At 61.0% G+C, this 24,185-nt stretch carries 23 protein-coding genes and 1 pseudogene; 2 read left to right on the top strand and 22 right to left on the bottom strand.

Annotated features, from left to right (window positions below):
* Positions 1–11 precede the first annotated feature (11 nt).
* On the bottom strand, positions 12–1,169 hold the full coding sequence (locus tag ACYCFC_RS17275; RefSeq protein WP_459654021.1) for an efflux RND transporter periplasmic adaptor subunit: 1,158 nt from the start codon (positions 1,167–1,169) through the stop codon (positions 12–14).
* Positions 1,170–1,358: 189 nt separating this feature from the next.
* Between ACYCFC_RS17275 and ACYCFC_RS17270 the strand changes: the two are divergent.
* A pseudogene (locus ACYCFC_RS17270) lies at positions 1,359–1,912 on the top strand (TetR/AcrR family transcriptional regulator).
* 138 nt (positions 1,913–2,050) lie between these two features.
* Here ACYCFC_RS17270 and glmS read toward each other — a convergent pair.
* From glmS to rpmH, 21 genes are all read right to left on the bottom strand, one after another.
* The gene (glmS, locus tag ACYCFC_RS17265) at positions 2,051–3,901 is read right to left on the bottom strand and encodes a glutamine--fructose-6-phosphate transaminase (isomerizing) (RefSeq protein WP_459652347.1); all 1,851 of its coding nucleotides are present in this window, start codon (positions 3,899–3,901) and stop codon (positions 2,051–2,053) included.
* A gap of 2 nt (positions 3,902–3,903) precedes the next feature.
* Positions 3,904–4,686, bottom strand: coding sequence for a DeoR/GlpR family DNA-binding transcription regulator (locus tag ACYCFC_RS17260; RefSeq protein ID WP_459652346.1), 783 nt, complete (start codon positions 4,684–4,686; stop codon positions 3,904–3,906).
* Between the two features lie 156 nt (positions 4,687–4,842).
* A complete protein-coding gene (gene glmU, locus ACYCFC_RS17255; RefSeq protein ID WP_459652345.1) occupies positions 4,843–6,207 on the bottom strand; it encodes a bifunctional UDP-N-acetylglucosamine diphosphorylase/glucosamine-1-phosphate N-acetyltransferase GlmU in 1,365 nt (454 codons plus the stop codon).
* A 131-nt stretch (positions 6,208–6,338) separates the two neighbouring features.
* Positions 6,339–6,767: a F0F1 ATP synthase subunit epsilon gene (locus ACYCFC_RS17250; RefSeq protein ID WP_181086552.1), complete on the bottom strand. Its 429-nt coding sequence runs from the start codon at positions 6,765–6,767 to the stop codon at positions 6,339–6,341.
* Between the two features lie 80 nt (positions 6,768–6,847).
* Positions 6,848–8,224 carry a F0F1 ATP synthase subunit beta gene (gene atpD / locus ACYCFC_RS17245; RefSeq protein WP_181086553.1) on the bottom strand — a complete coding sequence of 459 codons (1,377 nt, stop codon included), beginning with the start codon at positions 8,222–8,224 and terminating at the stop codon, positions 6,848–6,850.
* Between the two features lie 47 nt (positions 8,225–8,271).
* Positions 8,272–9,138, bottom strand: a complete 867-nt coding sequence (gene atpG / locus ACYCFC_RS17240) for a F0F1 ATP synthase subunit gamma (protein ID WP_181086554.1) — start codon at positions 9,136–9,138, stop codon at positions 8,272–8,274.
* A gap of 50 nt (positions 9,139–9,188) precedes the next feature.
* The gene (gene atpA / locus ACYCFC_RS17235; RefSeq protein ID WP_181086555.1) at positions 9,189–10,733 is read right to left on the bottom strand and encodes a F0F1 ATP synthase subunit alpha; all 1,545 of its coding nucleotides are present in this window, start codon (positions 10,731–10,733) and stop codon (positions 9,189–9,191) included.
* Positions 10,734–10,748: 15 nt separating this feature from the next.
* Positions 10,749–11,285, bottom strand: coding sequence for a F0F1 ATP synthase subunit delta (locus ACYCFC_RS17230; RefSeq protein WP_181086556.1), 537 nt, complete (start codon positions 11,283–11,285; stop codon positions 10,749–10,751).
* A 12-nt stretch (positions 11,286–11,297) separates the two neighbouring features.
* Complete coding sequence (locus tag ACYCFC_RS17225; RefSeq protein WP_181086557.1) at positions 11,298–11,768, bottom strand: F0F1 ATP synthase subunit B; 471 nt, start codon at positions 11,766–11,768, stop codon at positions 11,298–11,300.
* 93 nt (positions 11,769–11,861) lie between these two features.
* Positions 11,862–12,089, bottom strand: a complete 228-nt coding sequence (gene atpE, locus ACYCFC_RS17220; RefSeq protein ID WP_003290909.1) for a F0F1 ATP synthase subunit C — start codon at positions 12,087–12,089, stop codon at positions 11,862–11,864.
* A 70-nt stretch (positions 12,090–12,159) separates the two neighbouring features.
* A complete protein-coding gene (gene atpB / locus ACYCFC_RS17215; RefSeq protein ID WP_181086558.1) occupies positions 12,160–13,029 on the bottom strand; it encodes a F0F1 ATP synthase subunit A in 870 nt (289 codons plus the stop codon).
* Positions 13,030–13,043: 14 nt separating this feature from the next.
* A complete protein-coding gene (locus ACYCFC_RS17210) occupies positions 13,044–13,442 on the bottom strand; it encodes a F0F1 ATP synthase subunit I (RefSeq protein WP_336509730.1) in 399 nt (132 codons plus the stop codon).
* Between the two features lie 134 nt (positions 13,443–13,576).
* On the bottom strand, positions 13,577–14,449 hold the full coding sequence (locus tag ACYCFC_RS17205; RefSeq protein ID WP_459652344.1) for a ParB/RepB/Spo0J family partition protein: 873 nt from the start codon (positions 14,447–14,449) through the stop codon (positions 13,577–13,579).
* Between the two features lie 9 nt (positions 14,450–14,458).
* The gene (locus ACYCFC_RS17200; RefSeq protein ID WP_181086561.1) at positions 14,459–15,247 is read right to left on the bottom strand and encodes a ParA family protein; all 789 of its coding nucleotides are present in this window, start codon (positions 15,245–15,247) and stop codon (positions 14,459–14,461) included.
* A 19-nt stretch (positions 15,248–15,266) separates the two neighbouring features.
* Positions 15,267–15,914 carry a 16S rRNA (guanine(527)-N(7))-methyltransferase RsmG gene (gene rsmG / locus ACYCFC_RS17195; protein WP_459652343.1) on the bottom strand — a complete coding sequence of 216 codons (648 nt, stop codon included), beginning with the start codon at positions 15,912–15,914 and terminating at the stop codon, positions 15,267–15,269.
* Positions 15,914–17,806 carry a tRNA uridine-5-carboxymethylaminomethyl(34) synthesis enzyme MnmG gene (gene mnmG / locus ACYCFC_RS17190; protein WP_459652342.1) on the bottom strand — a complete coding sequence of 631 codons (1,893 nt, stop codon included), beginning with the start codon at positions 17,804–17,806 and terminating at the stop codon, positions 15,914–15,916. The genes rsmG and mnmG overlap by 1 nt, the downstream gene beginning before the upstream one ends.
* Before the next feature lie 511 nt (positions 17,807–18,317).
* On the bottom strand, positions 18,318–19,685 hold the full coding sequence (mnmE, locus tag ACYCFC_RS17185) for a tRNA uridine-5-carboxymethylaminomethyl(34) synthesis GTPase MnmE (RefSeq protein ID WP_459652341.1): 1,368 nt from the start codon (positions 19,683–19,685) through the stop codon (positions 18,318–18,320).
* A 65-nt stretch (positions 19,686–19,750) separates the two neighbouring features.
* Positions 19,751–21,427: a membrane protein insertase YidC gene (yidC, locus tag ACYCFC_RS17180; protein WP_459652340.1), complete on the bottom strand. Its 1,677-nt coding sequence runs from the start codon at positions 21,425–21,427 to the stop codon at positions 19,751–19,753.
* A gap of 2 nt (positions 21,428–21,429) precedes the next feature.
* Complete coding sequence (yidD, locus tag ACYCFC_RS17175) at positions 21,430–21,675, bottom strand: membrane protein insertion efficiency factor YidD (protein ID WP_181086566.1); 246 nt, start codon at positions 21,673–21,675, stop codon at positions 21,430–21,432.
* The gene (gene rnpA / locus ACYCFC_RS17170) at positions 21,668–22,063 is read right to left on the bottom strand and encodes a ribonuclease P protein component (RefSeq protein ID WP_181086567.1); all 396 of its coding nucleotides are present in this window, start codon (positions 22,061–22,063) and stop codon (positions 21,668–21,670) included. Before rnpA ends, yidD begins: the two co-directional genes overlap by 8 nt.
* 17 nt (positions 22,064–22,080) lie before the next feature.
* Positions 22,081–22,215 carry a 50S ribosomal protein L34 gene (gene rpmH, locus ACYCFC_RS17165; protein WP_002551315.1) on the bottom strand — a complete coding sequence of 45 codons (135 nt, stop codon included), beginning with the start codon at positions 22,213–22,215 and terminating at the stop codon, positions 22,081–22,083.
* A 511-nt stretch (positions 22,216–22,726) separates the two neighbouring features.
* Between rpmH and dnaA the strand changes: the two genes are divergently transcribed.
* Positions 22,727–24,175, top strand: coding sequence for a chromosomal replication initiator protein DnaA (gene dnaA / locus ACYCFC_RS17160; RefSeq protein WP_181086568.1), 1,449 nt, complete (start codon positions 22,727–22,729; stop codon positions 24,173–24,175).
* Positions 24,176–24,185 lie beyond the last annotated feature (10 nt).

The following is a 24,185-nucleotide window of genomic DNA, read 5'->3' as shown; positions in this document are numbered from 1 at the left end:
TCGGCTACCGCTTACTGCGCCTGGGACTGCTGATCGGCTTGCGCCTCGGCAGCGGCTTGTCTGGGAACGACCTTGTCGCCTGGGCTGACAGCGCCCAGCGAACTGACGATGACCCGCTCGCCGACCTCCAGGCCTTCGCTGATCTGCCAGCGTGAACCCTGCATGGCGCCGGTCTTGACCGGGCGACTCTCGGCCCTGTCGTCGGCACCGAGCAGCAGCACGCTGGCCTGGCCATCAGCCGCACGCCGCACCGCGCGCTGCGGCAGCAGAATGGCGTCCTGATCCAGCCCCTGGGGTGTGCGAACGCGTACATACATACCCGGCAGCAGCACGCCCTCGGGATTGTCGAAACGTCCGCGCAGGGCGATCTGGCCGGTGCTGCGATCCACCGCTACATCGGTGAACAGCAGGGTGCCGTGGCTTTCGATATCGGTGCCCTCGACCCGCAATGACAGCGCCTTGTCCTCATCGCCGGAGACCCGACCGGCGGCGATGGCAGCACGCAGACGCAGGGCATCGGCAGCCGGCTGGGTGAAATCGGCGTACACCGGGTCGAGTTGCTGGATGCGCGCCAGCAGGGTGGTTTCGCCCTGGCCGACCAGCGCACCTTCGGTGACCTGGGCACGACCGATACGCCCGGCAATCGGCGCACGCACTGCGGCATAGTCGATATCCAGCTGGGCGGTTTCCACATTGGCCTGGGCCGAGCGCCTGTCCGCCTGGGCGGTCTGCAGGGCGGCTTTGGCCGCATCGAAATCCTGCTGGCTGACCGCCTCGATCTTCACCAGCGGCTCATAGCGCCGGACCGTGGCCTGGGCCTGGAACAGTTGCGCCTCGGCCCTGGCCAGTTCGGCCTGGGCGCGCGACAGCGCCGCCTTGAACGGTGCCGGATCGATCTGGAACAGCAGGTCGCCAGCCTTGACGTCGGTGCCTTCCTCGAACTTGCGGCTGAGCACGATGCCAGCCACCCGCGCACGCACTTCGGCCACCCGTACCGGCTCGATGCGACCTGGCAGCTCCGCCACCACGGTGAAGGGTTCGGTCTTGATCGTCAGGATATCGACTTCACGCGGAGCGGCTTCCTCCCAGCCCTGCTCCGGCTTGTCGCAGCCCGCCAGGCTCAAGATGACCAGCAATGAAATCGCCGGAAAAACCAACCGCTCGCGCATCGTACTCATGTGTCACCTGGGCCGAGCCCATCCTGTTCGAAAGGCGCACATGATCCTTGTTTATATTCAAATGAGTCAATATTGACTCATTTGAATCTTTTGTGGACAAAACAGGCAATTCCTTTTAGAAAGTGTGCTTTTTTATGCAGAATGCCCACCACGTTATCCCTGCCGATGAAGAGCGCCCCGATGGATTTACCCGCTGCCGAAGAAAAGCTGCTGAAGGCCCTGGCGATCGCCATCGTTGATCACCCACGCGGCACCTTCAGGAAATCGCCCAGGCCGCCGGAATCAGCAAGGCGACCCTGAACCGCTATTGCGGCACACGCGACAACCTCATCGAGATGCTGCTCAACCATGGCTCGGTGGTGATGGCGCAGATCATCGAGAGTGCCCAGCTGGAACAGGCGCCGCCTCTGGAAGCGCTGCGCCGTCTGGTCAACGACCACCTCACGCACCGCGAGATGCTGGTCTTCCTGACGTTCCAATACCGGCCCGATAGCCTCGATGTGGATGCCGGTGGAAGCCGCTGGCTGCCCTATTCGGAAGCGCTGGACGCGTTCTTCCTGCGTGGGCAGCGGGAAGGCGTGTTCCGCATCGACATCGCCGCGCCGGTGCTGGCGGAGATATTCATTTCATTGGTCTTCGGCGTGGTGGATGCACAGCGGCGGGGCCGTGTGGCACCCTCGGGCATGGCGGCGTTGATCGAGCAATTCTTTCTTCAAGGCGCAGAACGTCGATAACGGCCAATAGAAAAAGCTATCCGCACCGCGACTATCGGAAAGCAACAGGCAGGCTGACAACGGTCAGCCTTGCACGAGCCGGCGCCGGCTCGTACAGGCTTCATTGCTGGAGATCAGCAACTGCCGAGGCGGACAGGCTTATTCCACGGTGACGGATTTCGCCAGGTTGCGTGGCTGGTCCACGTCGGTGCCGCGCAGCACGGCAACGTAATACGAGAGCAGCTGCAACGGCAGGGTGTAGAGAATCGGCGCCAGTGCGTCGTGGATATGCGGCATGTTCACCACAAAGGTTCCCTCGCCGTTTTCCATGGCGGCGGCGCCATCGGCGAAGACGATCAGCTCGCCACCACGGGCGCGGACTTCCTGCAGATTGGACTTGAGCTTTTCCAGCAGCTCGTTGTTCGGCGCCACCGTGACCACCGGCATGTCGGCATCCACCAGCGCCAGCGGGCCGTGCTTGAGTTCACCGGCGGGATAGGCTTCGGCGTGGATATAGGAAATTTCCTTGAGTTTGAGCGCACCCTCCATCGCCACCGGATACTGCGCGCCGCGCCCGAGGAACAGGGTGTGGTGCTTCTCGGCGAAATGCTCGGCGATCTTCTCCACCGTGGTATCCATCGCCAGCGCCTCGCCCAGGCGGGTCGGCAGGCGACGCAGTTCGGCCACCAGTTCGGCTTCCTTGTCTGCCGACAGAGTGCCGCGCACCTGGCCCAGCGCCAGGGTCAGCAGCATCAGCCCGACCAGCTGGGTGGTGAAGGCCTTGGTCGAAGCGACGCCGATTTCCGGGCCGGCCTGGGTCAGCAGGCAAAGGTCGGATTCGCGCACCAGCGAACTGATGCCGACATTGCAGATCGCCAGGCTGGCCAGATAGCCGCCCTCTTGCGCCGAAAGCACCTTGGCATTGCGTAGCGCGGCCAAGGTGTCGGCAGTCTCGCCGGACTGGGAAATGGTGACGAACAGGCTGTCGGGCTGCACCACCACCTTGCGGTAGCGGAACTCGCTGGCCACCTCGACCTGGCAGGGAATACCGGCCAGTTCTTCCAGCCAGTAACGCGCGACCATGCCGGCGTGATAACTGGTGCCGCAAGCGACGATCTGCACGTTGCGCACCCGGGCGAACAGCTCGGCGGCCTGCGGACCGAAGGCCTGCACCAGCACCTGCCTGTCGCCCAGGCGGCCTTCGAGGGTGCGCTGCACGACCTTGGGCTGCTCGTGGATTTCCTTGAGCATGAAGTGACGGTATTCACCCTTGTCCGCCGCCTCCGCGCCTTCGTGGTACTGCACAGCCTCGCGCTGCACCGGCTGGCCGTCGGCATCCCAGATCTGCACGCTGTCGCGGCGGATCTCGGCGATATCGCCTTCTTCCAGGTACATGAAGCGGTCGGTGACCTGACGCAGCGCCAACTGGTCGGAAGCCAGGAAGTTCTCGCCCAGCCCCAGGCCGATCACCAGTGGGCTGCCGCTGCGGGCCGCGAGCAAACGGTCAGGCTGACGGGCCGAAACCACCGCCAGGCCATAGGCGCCATGCAGTTCCTTGACCGCAGCCTTGAGCGCGACGGTGAGATCGCCGAACTCGTCGAGCTTGTGGCTCAGCAGATGCACGATGACTTCGGTATCGGTATCAGAACGGAATTCGTAGCCCATGCCCTTGAGCTGGCTGCGCAGCGCTTCGTGGTTCTCGATGATGCCGTTGTGCACCACCGCCAGGTCATCGCCGGAAACATGCGGGTGGGCATTGCGCTCGCACGGCGCGCCGTGAGTGGCCCAGCGGGTGTGGGCAATACCCAGACGCCCGGTCAGTTCTTCGGCCTGCTGCGCGCTTTCCAGCTCGGCGACCTTGCCCGCGCGGCGAAGCCGTTTCAGCTGGCCGGCGGCATCCAGTACGGCGATACCGGCGCTGTCGTAACCGCGGTATTCGAGGCGTTTGAGGCCTTCGAGAAGGATTGCGCTGATATTGCGCTCGGCGACGGCGCCAACGATGCCACACATGTTCAGTTCTCCAGATCGTTTTCGATGGCCGCGCAGATCAGTCTGACACCACGGGCCTGAATGCTGTTACGCGCCTCGCTGGCGAGGCGTTCATCGGTAATCAAGGTATGGATGCCGCTCCAGGGCAGCTCCAGATTGGGAATGCGCCGACCGATCTTGTCCGATTCGACCATGACGATCACTTCCCGCGCGACCTCGGCCATCACCCGCGACAGGCCCAGCAACTCGTTGAAGGTAGTGGTGCCGCGCTGCAGGTCGATGCCATCGGCACCGATGAACAACTGGTCGAAATCATAGGAGCGCAGCACCTGTTCGGCCACCTGGCCCTGGAAGGATTCCGAGTGCGGGTCCCAGGTGCCGCCGGTCATCAGCAACACCGGTTCGTGTTCCAGCTCGCGCAGGGCGTTGGCCACGTTCAGCGAATTGGTCATCACCACCAGGCCCGGCTTGTGACCCAGCTCGGGAATCATCGCCGCGGTGGTGGTGCCGCTGTCGATGATGATCCGTGCATGCTCGCGAATGCAGCCCACCGCCGCACGGGCAATGGCCTGCTTGGCGGGAGAAACCGGCTGGGTGGTATCGCCAATCAACTCCTGCGGCAGGGACACCGCACCGCCATACCGGCGCAGCAGCAGGCCGTTCTTCTCCAGTGCGGCAAGGTCCTTGCGGATGGTGACTTCGGAGGTCTCGAAGTGCCTGGATAACGCATCGACGCTGACCTCGCCCTGCTCGTTGAGCAACGCAAGGATAGCGTGACGACGTTGTGGCGTGTTGCGCTTGGACATACGCAATGTTTCGATTCGAAAGTTAAGGGTGCGAATCAAAACATAAGCACCCACAGGGTGCAAGCTGGCGTAGAGTGGATGTCGCTTTTTACATCCACCTGGCTCCGCTCGTCGGCTCGGTAAAGCGTGAGCCGACCTACAGCTTTTGCTTCAAGCTTATGACTTCTTTTTCACCGGCCTTTGCCAACCTTCGATATTGCGCTGCCGTCCGCGCCCAAGCGCGAGGTTGTGTGCCGGTATGTCTTCGGTGATCACCGAGCCGGCCCCCGTGGTCGCGCCGTCACCAAGATTCAGCGGCGCCACCAGCGAGCTGTTGGAACCGATGAAGACGTCTTCGCCCATTACCGTTCTGAACTTGTTGGCGCCGTCGTAATTGCAGGTGATGGTGCCGGCGCCGATGTTGGTTCGCGCGCCGATCTCGGCGTCGCCCAGGTAACTCAGGTGACCGGCCTTGGCACCCTCGGCCAGGGTCGCGTTCTTCAGTTCGACGAAGTTGCCCACATGCGCCCTGGCGCCGAGCACGCTGCCGGGACGCAGACGGGCGAAGGGGCCGCAATCGGCGCCTTCGCCGACTTCCGCGCCTTCCAGATGGGAATTGGCCTTGATGATCGCGCCCTTGCGCAGGGTACTGTTGCTGATCACGCAATTTGGCCCGATCTGTACGTCATCCTCGATCACCACGTGGCCTTCGAGAACCACGTTGATGTCGATCAGCACATCGCGCCCCACCGAAACCTCACCGCGAAGATCGAAACGCGCCGGATCACGCAGCGTCACGCCTTGCGCCATCAAGCGCCGCGCCGCACGCAGCTGATAGTGGCGCTCCAGCTCAGCCAGCTGGATACGGTCATTGGCGCCCTGCACTTCCATGGCGTCCCGGGAGTGTTCCGTAGCGACACGCAAGCCGTCGGCCACTGCCATGGCGATCACGTCCGTCAGGTAGTACTCACCCTGGGCGTTGCTGTTGGACAGGCGCCCCAGCCACTCGCCGATGCGATTGCCCGGCACCGCCAGGATGCCGGTATTGCCTTCGCGAATCGACCGCTGCGCGTCACTGGCATCCTTGTGCTCGACGATGGCCTGCACCTCGCTGCGTTCATCACGGACGATACGGCCATAGCCGCTGGGGTCGTCGAGCATCACGGTGAGCAGCGCCAGTTGCTCGGGGCCGACCTTGTGCAGCAGCCGCTGCAGGGTATCGGCTTCGATCAGCGGTACATCACCATAGAGAATCAGCACCCGCTCAGCCGAGAAGTTCGGCAATGCCTGCGCCACGGCATGGCCGGTGCCGAGCTGCTCGGCCTGAACCACCCAGGTCAGATCCTCACCCGCCAGGCGCTCGCGCACCTGCTCGGCGCCGTGGCCGATCACCACCTGAATGCTCTGGGGTTGCAGGGCGCGTGCCGTATCGATGACGTGACCGAGCATCGATTTGCCAGCCACCGGATGCAGGACCTTGGGCAGGGCGGAACGCATGCGGGTGCCTTGGCCGGCGGCGAGAATGACGATATCGAGTGACATGGGTGCTGATCCTGAACGGTATGGGTCGAAGGTAGCGGTGGTTCGACTGTGCCGGCACCGAAAAATTACAGACAAGAAAAAGGGTAGCCAAGGCTACCCTTTTACTCGTGCGCGATGAAGTCGCTGGTCGATCAGTGCCGACCGTACTTCTTGCGCAACTGCTCGATGGTACGCAGCTGGGCTGCGGCCTCGGCCAGACGAGCGGCGGCGGAGCCGTAGTCGAAATCCACGCCTTTCTCGTGCAGTGCCTTTTCGGCAGCCTTGACGGCGGCCTGAGCGGCAGCCTCGTCAATGTCCTTGGCGCGAGTAGCGGTATCGGCAAGCACCTTCACCATGTTCGGCTGCACTTCGATGAAGCCGCCGGAGATGTAGAAGATTTCTTCCTCGCCACCCTGCTTGATCACGCGCACCGGACCGGGCTTGAGATCGCTCAGCAGCGGCGCGTGGCCCGGCAGGATACCGATGTCACCCAGGTTGCCATGGGCGACGACCATTTCCACCAGCCCCGAGAACAGCTCTTCTTCCGCACTGACGATGTCGCAATGGACTGTCATAGCCATACTTATGCCTCGGTAATCTTCCCCTGAGCCGGTCAGCGCCGGTCAGGGGCGGGATCGGCGCCCGCAAGCGGGCGCGCCAGTTACAGTTTGTTGGCCTTCTCGATGGCTTCGTCGATGGTACCAACCATGTAGAACGCCTGCTCCGGCAGGTGATCGTAATCACCATTGAGAATGCCCTGGAAGCCACGGATGGTTTCCTTCAGGGACACGTACTTGCCTGGAGCGCCGGTGAAGACCTCGGCCACATGGAACGGCTGGGACAGGAAGCGCTGGATCTTACGAGCACGTGCGACCAGCTGCTTGTCGGTCTCGGACAGTTCGTCCATACCCAGGATGGCGATGATGTCCTTCAGTTCCTTGTAGCGCTGCAGCACGTACTGCACACCACGGGTGCACTCGTAGTGCTCCTGGCCAACCACCAGCGGGTCCAGCGAACGGCTGGTGGAATCCAGCGGGTCGACGGCCGGGTAGATACCCAGGGAAGCGATGTCACGCGACAGAACGACGGTGGCGTCCAAGTGGGCGAAGGTGGTCGCCGGGCTCGGGTCGGTCAGGTCGTCCGCGGGAACGTATACGGCCTGGATCGAGGTGATCGAACCGGTCTTGGTGGAGGTGATGCGCTCCTGCAGAACGCCCATTTCCTCGGCCAGAGTCGGCTGATAACCCACCGCGGACGGCATACGACCCAGCAGCGCGGATACTTCGGTACCGGCCAGGGTGTAACGGTAGATGTTGTCGATGAACAACAGAACGTCCTTGCCTTCCTCGCGGAACTTCTCGGCCATGGTCAGGCCGGTCAGTGCCACGCGCAGACGGTTTCCTGGCGGCTCGTTCATCTGACCGTAGACCATCGCTACCTTGTCGAGAACGTTGGAGTCCTTCATCTCGTGGTAGAAGTCGTTACCCTCGCGAGTACGCTCACCCACACCGGCGAACACGGACAGACCGCTGTGCGCCTTGGCGATGTTGTTGATCAGTTCCATCATGTTGACGGTCTTGCCCACCCCGGCGCCGCCGAACAGGCCGACCTTGCCGCCCTTGGCGAACGGGCAGACCAAATCGATGACCTTGATGCCGGTTTCCAGCAGGTCGTTGCCGCCTGCCTGTTCGGCATAGCTCGGCGCCGCACGGTGGATGCCCCACTGCTCGTCGCAGGCAACCGGACCGGCTTCGTCGATGGGCTCGCCCAGGACGTTCATGATACGACCCAGGGTGCCGGCACCCACCGGTACCTGGATGGCCTTGCCGCTGTTGTTGACGTCCAGGCCACGCTTGAGGCCCTCGGTCGAACCCATGGCGATGGTACGGACAACGCCGTCGCCCAGCTGCTGCTGGACTTCCAGGGTGGTCTCGGCGCCTTGAACTTTCAGCGCGTCATAGACGTTCGGCACCTGATCGCGTGGAAATTCCACGTCGATGACGGCGCCGATGATTTGAACGATACGTCCGCTACTCATGTTTGGTTCCTCTGACTTTTCAGCCATTGTTAACAGTTGAACCGTTCTTAAACCGCGGCAGCGCCGCCGACGATTTCCGAAATTTCCTGAGTGATCGCAGCCTGACGGGCCTTGTTGTAGACCAGTTGCAGGTCACCAATCAGCTCCCCGGCGTTGTCGGTTGCACTCTTCATGGCAATCATCCGTGCGGCCTGTTCGGCTGCACCGTTCTCAACCACCGCCTGATAGGTCTGGGACTCGATGAAACGAACCAGCAGCGCATCCAGCAGTTGCTGGGCGTCCGGCTCGTAGAGGTAGTCCCACTGACCTTTCTTGACCGGTTCGGCATTCGCTGCCGCCGCCAGGGGCAGCAGCTGGTCGACCGTCGGTTTCTGGGTCATGGTGTTGATGAACTTGTTGGATACCAGGTACAAGCGATCCACCCGGCCTTCCTGGAAGGCATCGAGCATGACCTTGACGCTGCCGATCAGGTCATTGATCGACGGCGCTTCACCGATGTTGCCGATGGCTGCAACCACGTTGCCGCCAAAACTGCGGAAGAAGCTTGCGCCCTTGTTGCCGATCACGCACAGGTCAGCCTCGACCTTCTGATCGTGCCATTCCTTCATGTGCTTGATCAGCGCCTTGAACAGGTTGGTGTTCAGGCCACCGCACAGACCACGATCGGTCGACACAACGATATAACCGACACGCTTGACCGGACGCTCCACCATGAACGGGTGGCGGTATTCCGGGTTGGCACTGGCCAGATGGCCAATCACCTGCCGGATCCGCTCCGCGTAGGGACGGCTGGCAGCCATGCGCTGTTGTGCCTTGCGCATCTTGCTGACCGCCACCTTCTCCATGGCGCTGGTGATCTTCTGCGTGCTTTTGATGCTCGCAATCTTGCTGCGAATCTCTTTTGCGCCTGCCATTTGACACCTATCGGGTTAGCAGGCGGGAACCTTGCGGCTCCCGCTGCGGCTTACCAGCTTTGCGTGGCCTTGAACTTCTCGATACCGGCTTTCAGGCCAGCGTCGATCTCGTCGTTGAAGTCACCCTTCACGTTGATCTTCGCCATCAGGTCGGCGAATTCGTGGTTGAAGAAGGCGATCAGGGCCTGCTCGAAGGCGCCAACCTTGGCCACGTCCACGTCGGTCAGGAAGCCACGCTCGGCGGCATACAGGGACACGGACATGTCGGCGATGGACATCGGCGCATACTGCTTCTGCTTCATCAGCTCGGTAACGCGCTGACCATGCTCGAGCTGCTTGCGGGTCGCTTCGTCCAGGTCGGAAGCGAACTGCGCGAACGCAGCCAGTTCACGGTACTGGGCCAGCGCGGTACGGATACCACCGGACAGCTTCTTGATGATCTTGGTCTGCGCAGCACCACCGACGCGGGATACCGAGATACCGGCGTTGACGGCCGGACGGATGCCTGCGTTGAACATGGCCGATTCCAGGAAGATCTGACCGTCGGTGATGGAAATCACGTTGGTCGGAACGAACGCGGAAACGTCACCGGCCTGGGTTTCGATGATCGGCAGCGCGGTCAGGGAACCGGTCTGGCCCGTCACGGCACCGTTGGTGAACTTCTCGACATACTCCTCGGATACGCGGGAAGCGCGCTCCAGCAGGCGGCTGTGGAGATAGAACACGTCGCCCGGGTAGGCTTCACGTCCCGGTGGACGACGCAGCAGCAGGGAAATCTGGCGGTAGGCCACAGCCTGCTTGGACAGATCGTCATACACGATCAGCGCGTCTTCACCGCGGTCGCGGAAGTACTCGCCCATGGTGCAACCGGCATAAGGCGCCAGGAATTGCAGGGCGGCGGACTCCGAAGCCGAAGCCGCGACGATGATGGTGTTGGCCAGGGCGCCGTGCTCTTCCAGCTTGCGCACCACGTTGGCGATGGTCGACTGCTTCTGACCGATGGCTACGTAGACGCATTTGATGCCGCTGTTACGCTGGTTGATGATGGCGTCGATCGCCATGGCGGTCTTGCCGATCTGGCGGTCACCGATGATCAGCTCGCGCTGGCCACGGCCAACCGGAATCATGGCGTCGACCGACTTGTAGCCGGTCTGTACCGGCTGATCGACCGACTTACGCCAGATCACGCCCGGTGCCACTTTCTCGACGGCGTCGGTAGCCTGGGCATTGATCGGACCTTTGCCGTCGATCGGGTTGCCCAGGGCATCGACCACACGACCCAGCAGCTCCGGACCTACCGGAACTTCAAGGATGCGACCGGTGCACTTGGCGCTCATGCCTTCGGTCAGGCCCAGGTAGTTACCCAGAACCACGGCACCTACGGAGTCCTGCTCCAGGTTCAATGCCATGCCGAAGATGCCGCCAGGGAACTCGATCATCTCGCCGTACATCACGTCGGCCAGACCATAGATACGTACGATGCCGTCAGACACGCTGACGACGGTGCCCTCATTACGGGCTTGAGCAGCGACATCGGATTTCTCGATGCGCTGCTTAATGATTTCACTAATCTCGGAAGGATTCAGTTGCTGCATGCCACGACCCTCAAATCAGGATTTCAACGATTCGGCCAACTGGCTCAGTTTGCCGCGGACCGAACCGTCGACAACCACATCACCGGCGCGGATGACTACGCCGCCGATCAGCGCAGGATTCACGGCCTGCTGGAGGTTGACGGTGCGATCTAGCCGCTTCGACAGGGCGGCAGCCAAAGTTTGCAGTTGCGCGTTGCTGAGCTCGAAGGCAGTTTCGATTTCTGCCTCAAGCGTTTTTTCGGCTTGCGCCTTGATGTCCTCGTACAGCTCACTCACCGTCGGCAGTACCGACAGGCGATCATTCTCGCCAAGGCTGCGAACGAAATTGCGGAAGGCTTCATCCGTATCGTCGCCCAGCAGGCGGACCAGCTCCTGAACCTTGCTTTCACTGGTCAGGCGAGGGTCGCTCAGCAGGGCCGAAACTTCCGGGACTTCAACGGCGATGGCCGACAGGCTCAGCATCTTCGACCAGGACTCGGTCTGTCCGACCGCACTGGCAAACTCGAAAGCGGCTTTCGCGTAAGGCCGAGCAAGCGTCTGGGTATTGATCATCGCTTGCCTCGCTTAAAGTTGGGAGGCCAGTTTTTCGACCAGTTCGTTGTGTACCTTGGCGTCCACCTGGGACTCCAGGATCTTCTCCGCGCCGGCGACGGCCAGAGCCGCTACCTGACTGCGCAGTTGATCCCTGGCACGGTTCACTTCCTGTTCGATTTCGGCGCGGGCACCGGCGACGAGTCGCTCGCCTTCGCTACGTGCCTGCTGCTTGGCTTCCTCGACGATCGCGTTGGCTTGCTTGTTGGCCTGCTCGATGATCTGGGCAGCCTGTTCCTTCGTCTCACGCAGGGTGTTGGTCACCTTGTCCTGAGCCAGTTTCAGGTCTTGCTGCGCACGGCCAGCCGCATCCAGCCCTTCGGCGATCTTCTTCTGGCGCGCTGCCATGGCTGCCGTTACCGGTGGCCAGACGAGCTTCATGCAGAACCAGACGAAGATAGCGAAGGCGATCGTTTGACCGAACAGCGTCAAGTTAATGTTCACAGCGATTTACCTCGTGCTATCTCGTTCAACGCGGGAGTCATTCCACGGCGACGGGGCTCGCCCGGCGAACCCCATCTGAAACCGGATAAATGCTTAACCAGCGACAACGAAGATGAGGTACATCGCGATACCGACACCGATCATCGGTACGGCGTCGAGCAGGCCGGCCATCAGGAAGGTCTTGGTTTGCAGCTGCGGAGCCAGCTCAGGCTGACGAGCGGTGGATTCCAGCAGCTTGCCGCCCAGCAGGGCGAAGCCGATACCGGTGCCCAGGGCACCCAGACCGATCATGATAGAGGCGGCGATGTAGACGAGTTCCATGTAAAGCTCCTGAAGCTAGGGGGGTTAAGGTTTTTCGTTTTGAAGCAAAAGTGTTTCCAGGGGTCTGAGCTTAGTGTGCAGCCTCGGATCCATGATCCTCGTGCGCTGAGCTCAGGTACACCACGGTCAGAACCATGAAGATGAACGCCTGCAGCGGAATCACCAGGATATGGAAGATCGCCCAGGGCACATTCAGGGTCCACTGCACGTAGAACGGCAGCAGCGCGATGAGGATGAATACCACCTCACCGGCGTACATGTTGCCGAACAGACGCAGAGCCAGGCTCAGCGGCTTGGTCAGCAGACCGAGGATTTCGAGGAACAGGTTGAACGGTACCAGCGACCAGTGATTGAACGGGGTGAAGGCCAGTTCCTTGGTGAAACCGCCGACGCCCTTGACCTTGAAGCTGTAGAACAGGATCAGGATGAAGACACCGAGCGACAGACCGAATGTGCCGTTAGGATCGGCGGTCGGTACGATCTTGAACGCCGGCAGGCCGAGCAGATGGGCGATACCCGGGATGTAGTCGACCGGGATCCACTTCAGGCTGTTCATCAGGAACACCCAGACGAAGATGGTCAGAGCCAGCGGAGCGATCAGCGCGTTGCGGCCGTGGAAAGTGTCCTTGACCACGCCTTCGATAAACTCGACGCACATTTCGACGAAATTCTGCAACTTGCCCGGCACACCGTCAGTGGCCACCTTGGCGGCACTGCGGAACAGCAGGATGAAGAGGGCGCCCATCAGCAGCGACCAGCCCATGGTGTCCAGGTGAACGGCCATGAAGCCCATGTCACGTGCTTCGATGCCGGTCTGGGCGATGGTCCAGGTGGCCTGATCGACGACCGAACCGTCTGCGCGAACGTAGCCTGCCGGCAGTTTTCCGTAGGTCAGATTCTGCAGGTGATGCTGGATATATTCCGCCGGGGTACTCGCCATAAACGCCTCAGTGCTCAATGCTTCGGATTAGTTTTCATCAGCAGGAGGGCGCTCGCTCCAGCGCCCAGAACCAGCACGTAACCAGCGAATAAGGCAGCTGGCTCCAGCGGTTCCACTCCCACAAACACCAGCGCAAACAACGCTGCTGCAAGAATCTGTTTACCCATCTCGCCAGCCCAGAAGGACTGCACGATTGCCCTGGCCGAGCGCGCGCCGTAATAGCGAAACGCCTTGAACGCGAAGTAGACATTGGCCAGTAGCGCTATCAGGCCGCCCAGCAACCCGGAGTAGCCGGCGACCATACCAAAAAGCAGACCGCAGAACACAGCGGCAAACAGCCCGGTGAGTGCCTGCACTACCAGCACACGCACGACCGGCAGGCGATGCAAAGGTGTTCTGTTACGTATATTCACCCGTACATCCGTCGCCAGGTAGCGCTGTTGCCAGCAATGACCGCAGTCAAAAAAGCGCGGCGAGTATAGGAGCAGGCCACTTCGCGTTCAACCTTCAGGTAGCCTTTTCCAGCTGCCACTACATCTTTTTTGTATCAGCGAATGTGCGCCAGTACACCCTGCAGCTCATCCAGCGAACTGTAGCGGATAACCAGCTGTCCCTTGCCCTTCTCGCCATGCCTGATTTGCACCGGGGAGCCCAGCCGCTCGGCCAGTCGCTGTTCCAGACGCTGGATGTCCGGATCGCTTTTCGGAGCGCTTTTCGTCGTTTGCTGAGCATTCAGCCATTGCCGCACAAGGGCCTCGGTCTGGCGCACGGTCATTCCGCGTGCGACAACATGCCGCGCTCCCTCTATCTGCCGTTCAGCCGGCAGACCGAGCAATGCGCGGGCATGGCCCATTTCCAGGTCACCGTGAGAAAGCAGCGTCTTGATTTCCTCCGGCAGAGCAATCAGCCGCAGCAGATTGCTGACGGTCACCCGCGATTTTCCCACCGCGTCGGCGACCTGCTGCTGGGTCAGCTGGAATTCCTGCTGCAAGCGCTGCAGCGCCACCGCTTCTTCGACGGGATTGAGATCTTCACGCTGGATGTTCTCGATCAGCGCCATGGCGATGGCAGCCTCGTCGGTGACATCACGTACCAGTGCCGGGATCGTCTCCAGCCCGGCCTGCTGACTGGCACGCCAGCGGCGTTCACCGGCGATGATCTCGTAACGACCACCGCCAATGGCACGCACCACGATCGGCTGCATCACACCTTGCGCTTTGATCGATTGCGCCAGTTCTTCGAGCGTCACCGGATCGATATCGCGCCGTGGCTGGTACTTGCCACGCTGGATCAGATCGAGCGGCAGTTGCTGAAGCTCGCGCACATCGGCCTGAACGGCCTGCTCCTGCATGGCAGTGACGTTGGCACCACCGAGCAGGGCATCCAGTCCGCGTCCCAGGCCTCTTTTCTTGGTCGCCATGAAAATTCCTTATGCGGTTACGCTGCGGGCGGCACGCCGCTGGCGGCGCGACAGTTCGCCGGCCAGCGCCAAATAGGCCAGTGCGCCCTTGGATTGCTTGTCGTAGACCAGCGCCGGCATGCCGTGGCTGGGCGCTTCGGCCAGCCGCACGTTGCGCGGGATGACGGTGTCGTAGAGCTTGTCGCCGAAATGCGCCTTGAGCTGCTCGGTCACGTCGTTGGTCAGGCTGCTGCGCGGATCGTACATGGTGCGCAGCAGGCCCTCGATTTTCAGGCTCGGGTTGAGTGCCTGGCCGATGCGCTGGATCGAATTGACCAGATCGGTCAGACCTTCGAGCGCATAGTACTCGCACTGCATCGGAATGATCACGCCGTCGGCGGCGGTCAGCGCGTTGATGGTCAGCATCGACAGCGACGGCGGGCAGTCAATGAGAATGTAATCGTAATTCTCGCGCACCGGCGCGAGTGCTTCGCGCAGGCGGTTTTCCTTGGCCGGCAGGTTCAGCAGGGCGACCTCGGCCGCCGTCAGGTCACGGTTGGCCGGCAGCAGCTGATAACCACCGTGCTCGGAAAACTGCATGGCGTCGACCAGGCTGCATTCGCCTATCAGCACGTCGTAGATCGAATACTCCAGACTCAACTTGTCCACACCGCTGCCGGTGGTGGCATTGCCTTGAGGGTCGAGATCGATCAGCAGCACACGACGGCGTGTTGCCACCAGCGAAGCGGCAAGGTTGATGCAGGTGGTGGTCTTGGCGACACCGCCCTTCTGATTGGCGATGGCGAATACTTTGGCCATGATCAGTGTCTGTCCGGGGTCATGAAGTGCGGCGCAGTATCAGCAGATGGCGCTGGCCTTGGCAACCGGGAACCTTGAGCACCAGGCAGCGTTCCAGCTGGAAATCCGCAGGCAGGGCCTGCAGTTCGTCATCCGGCTGCACGCCTTTCATAGCCAGCCAGCGGGTCGTGCCATCACTCAGGTGACGCGTCCAGTTGGCGAAATCCTCCAGCGAGCTGAAGGCTCGGGAAGTGATATCGGTAAAGGGCTGCTCGGGTTTGAACTGCTCGACGCGGCTGTGGATAACCTCGACGTTGGCCAGCTTCAGTTCGAGCTTGGCCTGCGTGAGGAAGCGGGTCTTCTTGCCGTTGGAATCGAGCAGGGTGAAGTCGCGTTCGGGAAACAGGATCGCCAGGGGAATGCCTGGCATGCCGCCGCCGCTGCCCACATCGAGCCAGCGTGACCCGCCCGGCTCTGCATGGGGCACCACGCTGAGGCTGTCGAGCAGATGCCGCGAAACCATCTCTGCCGGATCACGCACGGCGGTCAGGTTGTAGGCCTTGTTCCACTTGTTCAGCAGGGCCAGGTAACCCAGCAGCAGCTGCTGCTGGACTTCGCTCAGTTCGATACCCAGCTGCAAGGCACCTTCGCGCAGTTCTGCTGCATGATTTGCCATGTCGGGACTCATCAGGCGCTCTGCTCCAGTTTCTGACCGGCACTGCGCTTTTTCAGATGAATCATCAGCAACGACACGGCCGCTGGCGTGACGCCGGGAATTCTCGATGCCTGCCCCAGGGTTTCGGGACGCGCCAGGGACAGCTTGTGCTGGATTTCCTTTGAAAGCCCAGAGATTGCCGAGTAATCCAGCTCGGTTGGCAGAACGACATTCTCGCTGGCACGCAAACGGGCAATCTCGTCCTGCTGACGCTCGATATAACCGGCGTACTTGGTCTTGATCTCTACCTGCTCGGCCACCTGCGGATCGTCCACCACCACGCCCGTCAGCTCGACCAGGCTCTGATAGTCGATCTCGGGGCGCGCCAGCAGGTTCAGCAGGTTGTACTCATGGGTCAGCGGGGTACCAAAACGGGCCGAAATGGCCTCCCCCTGTTCGGTACCAGGACGCACCCAGGTTTCCTTCAGGCGTTGTTCCTCGCGCGCGATGCCTTCGCGCTTGCGCTCGAATGCTGCCCAGCGGATGTCATCCACCAGCCCCAGTTCACGGCCCTTTTCCGTCAGACGCAGGTCGGCGTTGTCCTCGCGCAGGATCAGCCGGTATTCGGCGCGCGAGGTGAACATGCGATACGGCTCCTGGGTGCCCAGAGTGATCAGGTCGTCGATCAGCACCCCGAGATAGGCCTCATCGCGGCGTGGATACCAGGCGTCACGCCCCTGGGCACGCAAGGCGGCGTTGGTTCCGGCGAGCAGCCCTTGGACACCGGCTTCCTCGTAACCAGTGGTGCCATTGATCTGGCCGGCGAAGAACAGCCCGCCGATTACCTTGGTTTCCAGGCTGTGCCTGAGGTCGCGCGGGTCGAAGTAGTCGTACTCGATGGCATAGCCTGGCCGAACGATATGCGCATGCTCCATGCCACGGATGCTCTGCACGATCTGCAGCTGCACGTCGAACGGCAGCGAGGTGGAAATGCCGTTGGGGTACAGCTCATGTGTGGTCAGGCCTTCGGGTTCGATGAAGACCTGGTGGCTGTCCTTGTCGGCAAAGCGGTGGATCTTGTCCTCGATGGAGGGGCAATAGCGCGGCCCTACGCCTTCGATGACACCGGAATACATCGGCGAGCGATCCAGATTGGCGGCAATGATTTCGTGGGTGCGGGAATTGGTGTGGGTGATCCAGCAACTGACCTGCGGCGGATGCTGCTCGCGGTTGCCGAGGAAGGACATCACCGGCAGCGGTGTGTCACCGGGCTGTTCGATCATCACCGAGAAATCGACGCTTCGACCATCGATGCGCGGTGGTGTGCCGGTTTTCAGGCGTCCCACGCGCAGGGGTTGCTCGCGCAGACGCTGCGCCAAAGCGATGGAAGGCGGATCGCCGGCACGACCGCCGGAATAGTTCTGCAGCCCGATGTGGATAAGTCCGCCGAGGAAGGTCCCGGTGGTCAATACCACCGACTCGGAGAAGAAGCGCAGCCCCATCTGGGTGACCACGCCCCTGACCTGATCGGCTTCGACAATGAGATCGTCCGCCGCCTGCTGGAATATCCACAGGTTGGGCTGGTTCTCCAGCGTTTCGCGAACGGCGGCCTTGTACAGAATCCGATCAGCCTGGGCGCGGGTGGCACGCACAGCCGGTCCCTTGCGACTGTTGAGTACACGAAACTGGATACCGCTCTTGTCGGTGGCAGTGGCCATGACACCGCCCAGTGCATCGATTTCCTTGACCAGATGGCTCTTGCCGATACCGCCGATAGCAGGATTGCAGCTCATCTGTCCGAGCGTTTCCACATTGTGCGTCAGCAACAGGGTTTTCACGCCCATGCGCGCCGCTGCCAAGGCAGCTTCGGTACCGGCATGGCCACCACCGATCACGATGACGTCAAAACGGGAAGGGAAATCCACCACGCACCTCGTGCCTGTTCATAGGGGGGTTCTGGAAACGCGCAAGTATAGGGTTTCACGGACGCTGAAAGAAGGCTTCTGGATAAAAAATAACCAACCCGGTAGGCATGTTTACTGGCAAACAAATATAGAGATAAAGAAAGTAATTCTTTAAAGCTTATTTTTATGTTTATAAATGGTTCGGGTGTTTTCTGTGGATAACCTCTGCAGGCCGTGTCTTTACTGGTCTACAGAAGATCGAAACCCGGTGCTGAAGCTGGGTGGAGACGGTGCGTAGCCCGTGAGCAGCCTGTGTATGGAAACGCTATTTATCCACAGACGTTTTCATGCCCTGGTTTATACCCCTTTTATGGACCGGGATCAGGTGGGCTTGTCCACAGGGCTCAGCATTGAATTTGGCTATGAATATTCCGGAGCGGAATGAAAGGGTTCGGATTTTCAACCAGGCACAGCCTGTCACGCCGTGCTCGTTGAAGCCGGCGTCGAGTTGGATCGATTACTGAGCTGCTGGTTATTTGCCGATACAGAAGCTGGAAAAGATTCGCCCCAGCAGGTCGTCGGAACTGAAGGCGCCGGTGATTTCGCCCAGGGCTTGCTGGGCCTGGCGCAGGTCCTCGGCCAGCAGTTCGCCGGCACCGGCGAGGGTCAGCTGGGCGTGGCCATGGTCGAGGTGCTGGCGGGCTTGGTGCAGTGCATCGAGGTGACGTCGGCGTGCGCTGAAGCCGCTTTCCGAGGTCTGCTCGTAACCCATGCAAGTCTTCAGGTGTTCGCGCAGCAGGTCGAGGCCGTCACTGGATTTGGCTGAGAGGCTGAGGGTGACGTGGCCATCGTTGCAGACCTCCAGCGCCACCGGCTCACCGGACAGGTCGGCCTTGTTGCGGATCAGGGTGACGCGCGCCGGATCGGGACGCTGATCGAGAAATTCCGGCCAGAGTGCAAAGGGGTCAGTTGCTTCCGGGGCGGTGGAATCGACCACCAGCAGTATCCTGTCGGCTTCCTCTATGGCCTTGAGCGCGCGTTCCACACCGATCTTTTCCACTTGGTCCTGAGTGTCGCGCAGGCCAGCGGTGTCCACTACGTGCAGGGGCATGCCGTCGATGTGGATATGTTCGCGCAGGATGTCCCGGGTGGTGCCGGCGATATCGGTGACGATGGCCGCTTCGCGTCCGGCAAGGGCATTGAGCAGGCTGGACTTGCCGGCATTGGGCAGGCCGGCGATGACCACCGTCATGCCTTCGCGAAGCAATGCGCCTTGTCCGGCTTCGCGCAACACTGTGGATAACTCGGCGCACACGCCCTCGAGCAATCCCAGCACGTGGCCATCGGCGAGGAAATCGATCTCTTCCTCGGGGAAGTCGATGGCGGCTTCGACGTAGATGCGCAGCTGGATCAGTCGTTCGGTCAGTTGATGGACGCGCCGGGAAAACTCGCCCTGCAGTGAACGCACCGCATTGCGCGCGGCCTGGGCGGAACTGGCCTCGATGAGGTCGGCAATGGCTTCGGCCTGGGCCAGGTCCAGCTTGTCGTTGAGAAAGGCACGCTCGCTGAATTCCCCCGGACGGGCCAGGCGCACGCCCAGTTCCACGCAACGGCGCAGCAGCATGTCCATGACCACCGGCCCGCCGTGGCCCTGCAGCTCCAGCACGTCTTCGCCGGTGAACGAATGCGGGCCGGGAAAGAACAGCATCAGCCCTTCATCGATGACTTCGCCGTCATCGGCATGAAACGGGCCGTAATGAGCATGACGGGCGATGGGCTCTCGACCGCTGAGGGTGATGGCCAGCGCTTTGGCGCGCGGTCCGGAAACCCGCACGACCCCGATGCCGCCACGACCCGGTGCGGTGGCGACTGCGGCGATGGTTTCGCGATCTTGGCTCATGCGTCTCTCCAGGAACTGAAAAAGCAAAACGCCCCAATCAAGGGGCGTTCTGTTTACTGCGCAAGTCAGGCCGAGGCCGTGACCTGTCTCTCGATCTTGCGCGTAATGTACCACTGCTGTGCGATGGACAGGACGTTGTTGACCACCCAGTACAGGACCAGACCGGCCGGGAACCAGAGGAAGAAGAAGGTGAAGATGATCGGCAGCAGCTTCATCACCTTGGCCTGCATCGGGTCCGGCGGGGTCGGGTTCAGTTGCTGCTGGATGAACATGGTAGCGCCCATGATGATCGGCAGAATGAAGAAGGGATCCTTGATCGACAGGTCGGTGATCCAGAACATCCACGGAGCCTGGCGCATCTCGACGCTTTCCAGCAGTACCCAGTAGAGGGCCAGGAACACCGGCATCTGCACCAAGATCGGCAGGCAGCCACCGAGCGGATTGATCTTCTCCTTCTTGTACAGCTCCATCATCGCCTGGGACATCTTCTGGCGATCGTCGCCGTGCTGTTCCTTGAGCGCCTGCATCTTCGGCGCCACGGCGCGCATGCGTGCCATGGACCTGTAGCTGGCCGCCGAGAGCGGGAAGAAGATCAGCTTGATGATGATGGTCAGCACGATGATCGACCAGCCCCAGTTGCCGAGCAGCGTATGAATGGCGCTCAGCAGCCAGAAGATCGGCTGTGCGAGGAACCAGAGGAAGCCGTAATCGACGGTCAGGCGCAGGCCGGGGGAGAGTTCTTCGAGCCTGTCCTGGTCCTTGGGACCGGCATACAGGGTTGCCGCGATCTCGCCCTGGCTGCCCGGCGCGACGGCAATCGCAGAGCCGGTGAAGCCGATGATGTAGTTGCCCTGGCTGTCCTTGCGGGTCTGGACCTGGTTGGTCTGATCGGGCGAGGGAATCCAGGCGGTGACGAAGTAGTGCTGCAGCCAGGCGATCCAGCCACCCTCGACGGTTGCCCGGAAGTTCTTGTCATCCATGTCGCCCATGGACACCTTGGTGTAGGGCTCATCCTTGGTCCAGAGCGCGGCCCCCAGGTAGGTGGCCGTCCCGGTGGCGGTGCTGGAGGATGGATCGCCACTGCTGTCGCGCTTGAGCTGGCCGAACATGATGCCGGACCAGGGCTTCTCGCTGTGGTTGTCGATCAGATAGCGAACTTCAAGGTTGTAGGTGCCGCGATCGAAGCTGAAACGCTTGATGTAGTCGACGCCGTCTTCGCTGTAGGTCAGATCGACAACCAGGCGATCCTGTCCTTCAGCCAGCTGATACTGCTGCTGTTCGCTGCTGTACAGCGGGCGGCCACTGGCCTTGTCCGGACCATCGCCGATCAGGCCGCTCTGGGCTTCATAGATACGCTCGGCACTGCGCTCGAACAACTGGAAAGGCACATCAGGACGATCCTGGCGGCGTGGAAACTGCGACAGGCGCAGATCGACGATATCGCCACCACGCGGGTCGATTGCCAGCTCCAGCACATCGGTAGTGACGCGGATCAGCTGGGAACTGGCCGGGGTTTCAGGCAGCGCACTGGCTTGCTGTTCGCTGGCTACCACCGGGATGTCGCCTTGGGCGCCTTCGGTGCTGGCAGCGACCGGCATGTCGGATACCTGGGCCGCGGCATTCTGTGACTGGCGTGTCTCGTCAGGCAGGGCTGCCTGACCATAGTCCTGGTTCCACTGCAGAACCATCAGGTAGGCAACGATGGCCAGTGATACAAGCAGGATCGAGCGTTTGATATCCATGATTACTCGGTCATCGAAGATGAATTGGAGGTGTTGTTGGAAGGCACGGGATCATAGCCGCCCGGATTCCATGGATGGCAACGGCCAAGCCTGCGCAGGCTCAACCAGCCGCCGCGCAGCAGGCCATGGTTTTCAATGGCCTCCTGTGCATAGCAGGAGCAGCTTGGATAGAAGCGGCAATGGCTGGCCATCATGGGGCTGATAGCGTACTGGTAGATGCGAATCGGGATCAGGGCAAGTTTACGCATGGACGGTTTTACCCTGTTCTGGATGAACGGCGGCCTGAGAGGGTGTGCGCGACAGCCGTCTCCAAAGCTTGTTGAATTGCCGTGCCAGTTCAGGATTATCCAGATCGGCCAATCCCTTGCGCGCAATCACCACGATGTCCCAACCCGCCAATTCCAGCTGATTGAGACGGAAGGTTTCGCGCAGTTGCCGCTTGATGCGATTGCGTTCGACCGAAAGCTTGACGCTCTTCTTGCCGATCACCAGCCCGATGCGGGGATGAGGCAGGTCATTTTCGCGCACAAGGAGCAGGACATTCCTGCCCGGTAACTTGCCGGAAGGGGAGTCGAAGACTGCCTTGAACTGGCTCGGGGTCAGCAATCGCTTTTCCCGACCGAAGTCCCGACTCACTAGCGATTCCGACGTGTTCAGACTGCCAGACGCTTACGACCCTTGGCACGACGGCGCGACAGGACGGCACGACCGTTCTTGGTAGCCATACGGGCACGGAAACCGTGGGTGCGAGCGCGCTTGATGGTGCTGGGCTGGAAAGTGCGTTTCATGATGCTTTACCTGGTGATCCATTGCGGGCCGGAATGGCCCCCTTTTAAGAGACCGGCGATTGTAGAGAAGCCAGGCTGCCAGGTCAATTTCCAGCCAGTCGATCAGCAAGGAAAGTTTAATAAAGAAAGAAAAGAATAGGTTTTCTTTCTAAAGCGTTTATAGATGGTGAACGCGCATTCTGTGGATAACACGCTGAAAGCCATGACTGGCAAAGCGTTGCTCGAAGCGAAACCCTTGGGGTTGCCCGTGTGTCGAGGGTGGGTATGCGTTGCATAGCCTGTGGGTGAATCCATGACTTATCCACAGAAGTTTTTGTATGCAGGCTATCCACCGACTGATACCCAGCGCTCAGGGGGCGTTATCAACAGGGCTTAGCGAGCCATCTTTCCTGTTCGTGGTGTTATCGGGTCCAGCGTTTTCTGCTGCAAGACGTGGCTCATTTGTGGATAACTGGATGGCGCAGGGCTACAATGACGACCGTTTTACAGCTCGACAGCTTTAGGAGATTCCGTGTCGGTGGAACTTTGGCAGCAGTGCGTTGACCTCTTGAGGGATGAACTGCCAGCCCAGCAATTCAACACATGGATCCGTCCGCTTCAGGTTGAGGCCGAGGCGGACGCGCTTCACGTCTACGCGCCCAACCGGTTCGTCCTCGACTGGGTCAACGAGAAGTATCTGTCCCGTCTGCTGGAGCTGTTGTCCGAGCGTGCGAGCGGCCCGGCTCCGAGTCTGTCGCTGCTGATCGGCAGCAAGCGCCGCGCTTCGGCTACCGGCCTGCCGTCTGCCTCCATGGCGCGTGCCCAGCAGCCGACGCCGGCAGCCGTGGCTCCGACCGTGCAGGAATCATCGCGACGTGAAGAGGCCCCGAGCGGTTTTTCCGAACCTGTAGCTCCCGTGCGTGCAGAGCGCAACGTGCAGGTCGAGGGCGGGCTCAAGCACACCAGCTATCTCAACCGCACCTTCACCTTCGAGAACTTCGTCGAAGGCAAATCGAACCAGCTGGCACGCGCCGCGGCCTGGCAGGTCGCGGACAACCCCAAGCATGGCTACAACCCGTTGTTCCTCTATGGCGGCGTCGGCCTCGGCAAGACCCACCTGATGCATGCGGTGGGCAACCATCTGCTGAAGAAGAACCCCAATGCCAAGGTGGTCTACCTGCATTCGGAGCGTTTCGTCGCCGACATGGTCAAGGCGCTGCAGCTCAATGCCATCAATGAGTTCAAGCGTTTCTATCGCTCGGTGGATGCGCTGCTGATCGATGACATCCAGTTCTTCGCCAAGAAGGAACGTTCCCAGGAGGAGTTCTTCCATACCTTCAATGCGCTGCTTGAAGGCGGGCAACAGGTGATTCTTACCAGTGACCGCTACCCCAAGGAAATCGACGGGCTGGAAGAACGCCTGAAGTCCCGGTTCGGCTGGGGGCTTACGGTGGCGGTAGAGCCGCCGGAGCTTGAGACACGGGTGGCGATCCTGATGAAAAAGGCCGATCAGGCCAATGTCGATCTGCCCCATGATGCCGCCTTCTTCATCGCCCAGCGGATTCGCTCCAACGTCCGCGAACTGGAAGGCGCGCTCAAGCGGGTCATTGCCCATGCCCACTTCATGGGGCGCGACATCACCATCGAGCTGATTCGCGAATCACTGAAAGACCTGCTTGCCCTGCAGGACAAGCTGGTCAGCGTCGACAATATCCAGCGTACCGTCGCCGAGTATTACAAGATCAAGATCGCCGATCTGCTCTCGAAGCGGCGTTCGCGCTCCGTCGCCCGGCCACGCCAGGTTGCGATGGCCTTGTCCAAGGAACTGACCAACCACAGCCTGCCGGAAATCGGCGATGCATTTGGCGGGCGCGATCACACGACTGTGCTGCATGCCTGTCGTAAGATTGCCGAACTTCGGGAACTGGATGCGGATATTCGCGAAGACTACAAAAATCTCCTTCGTACTTTGACAACCTGAACAGACTGCG

The sequence above is a fragment of the Stutzerimonas sp. NM35 genome (genome assembly GCF_054604355.1).
This window is presented reverse-complemented; position numbering and strand designations above follow the sequence as displayed.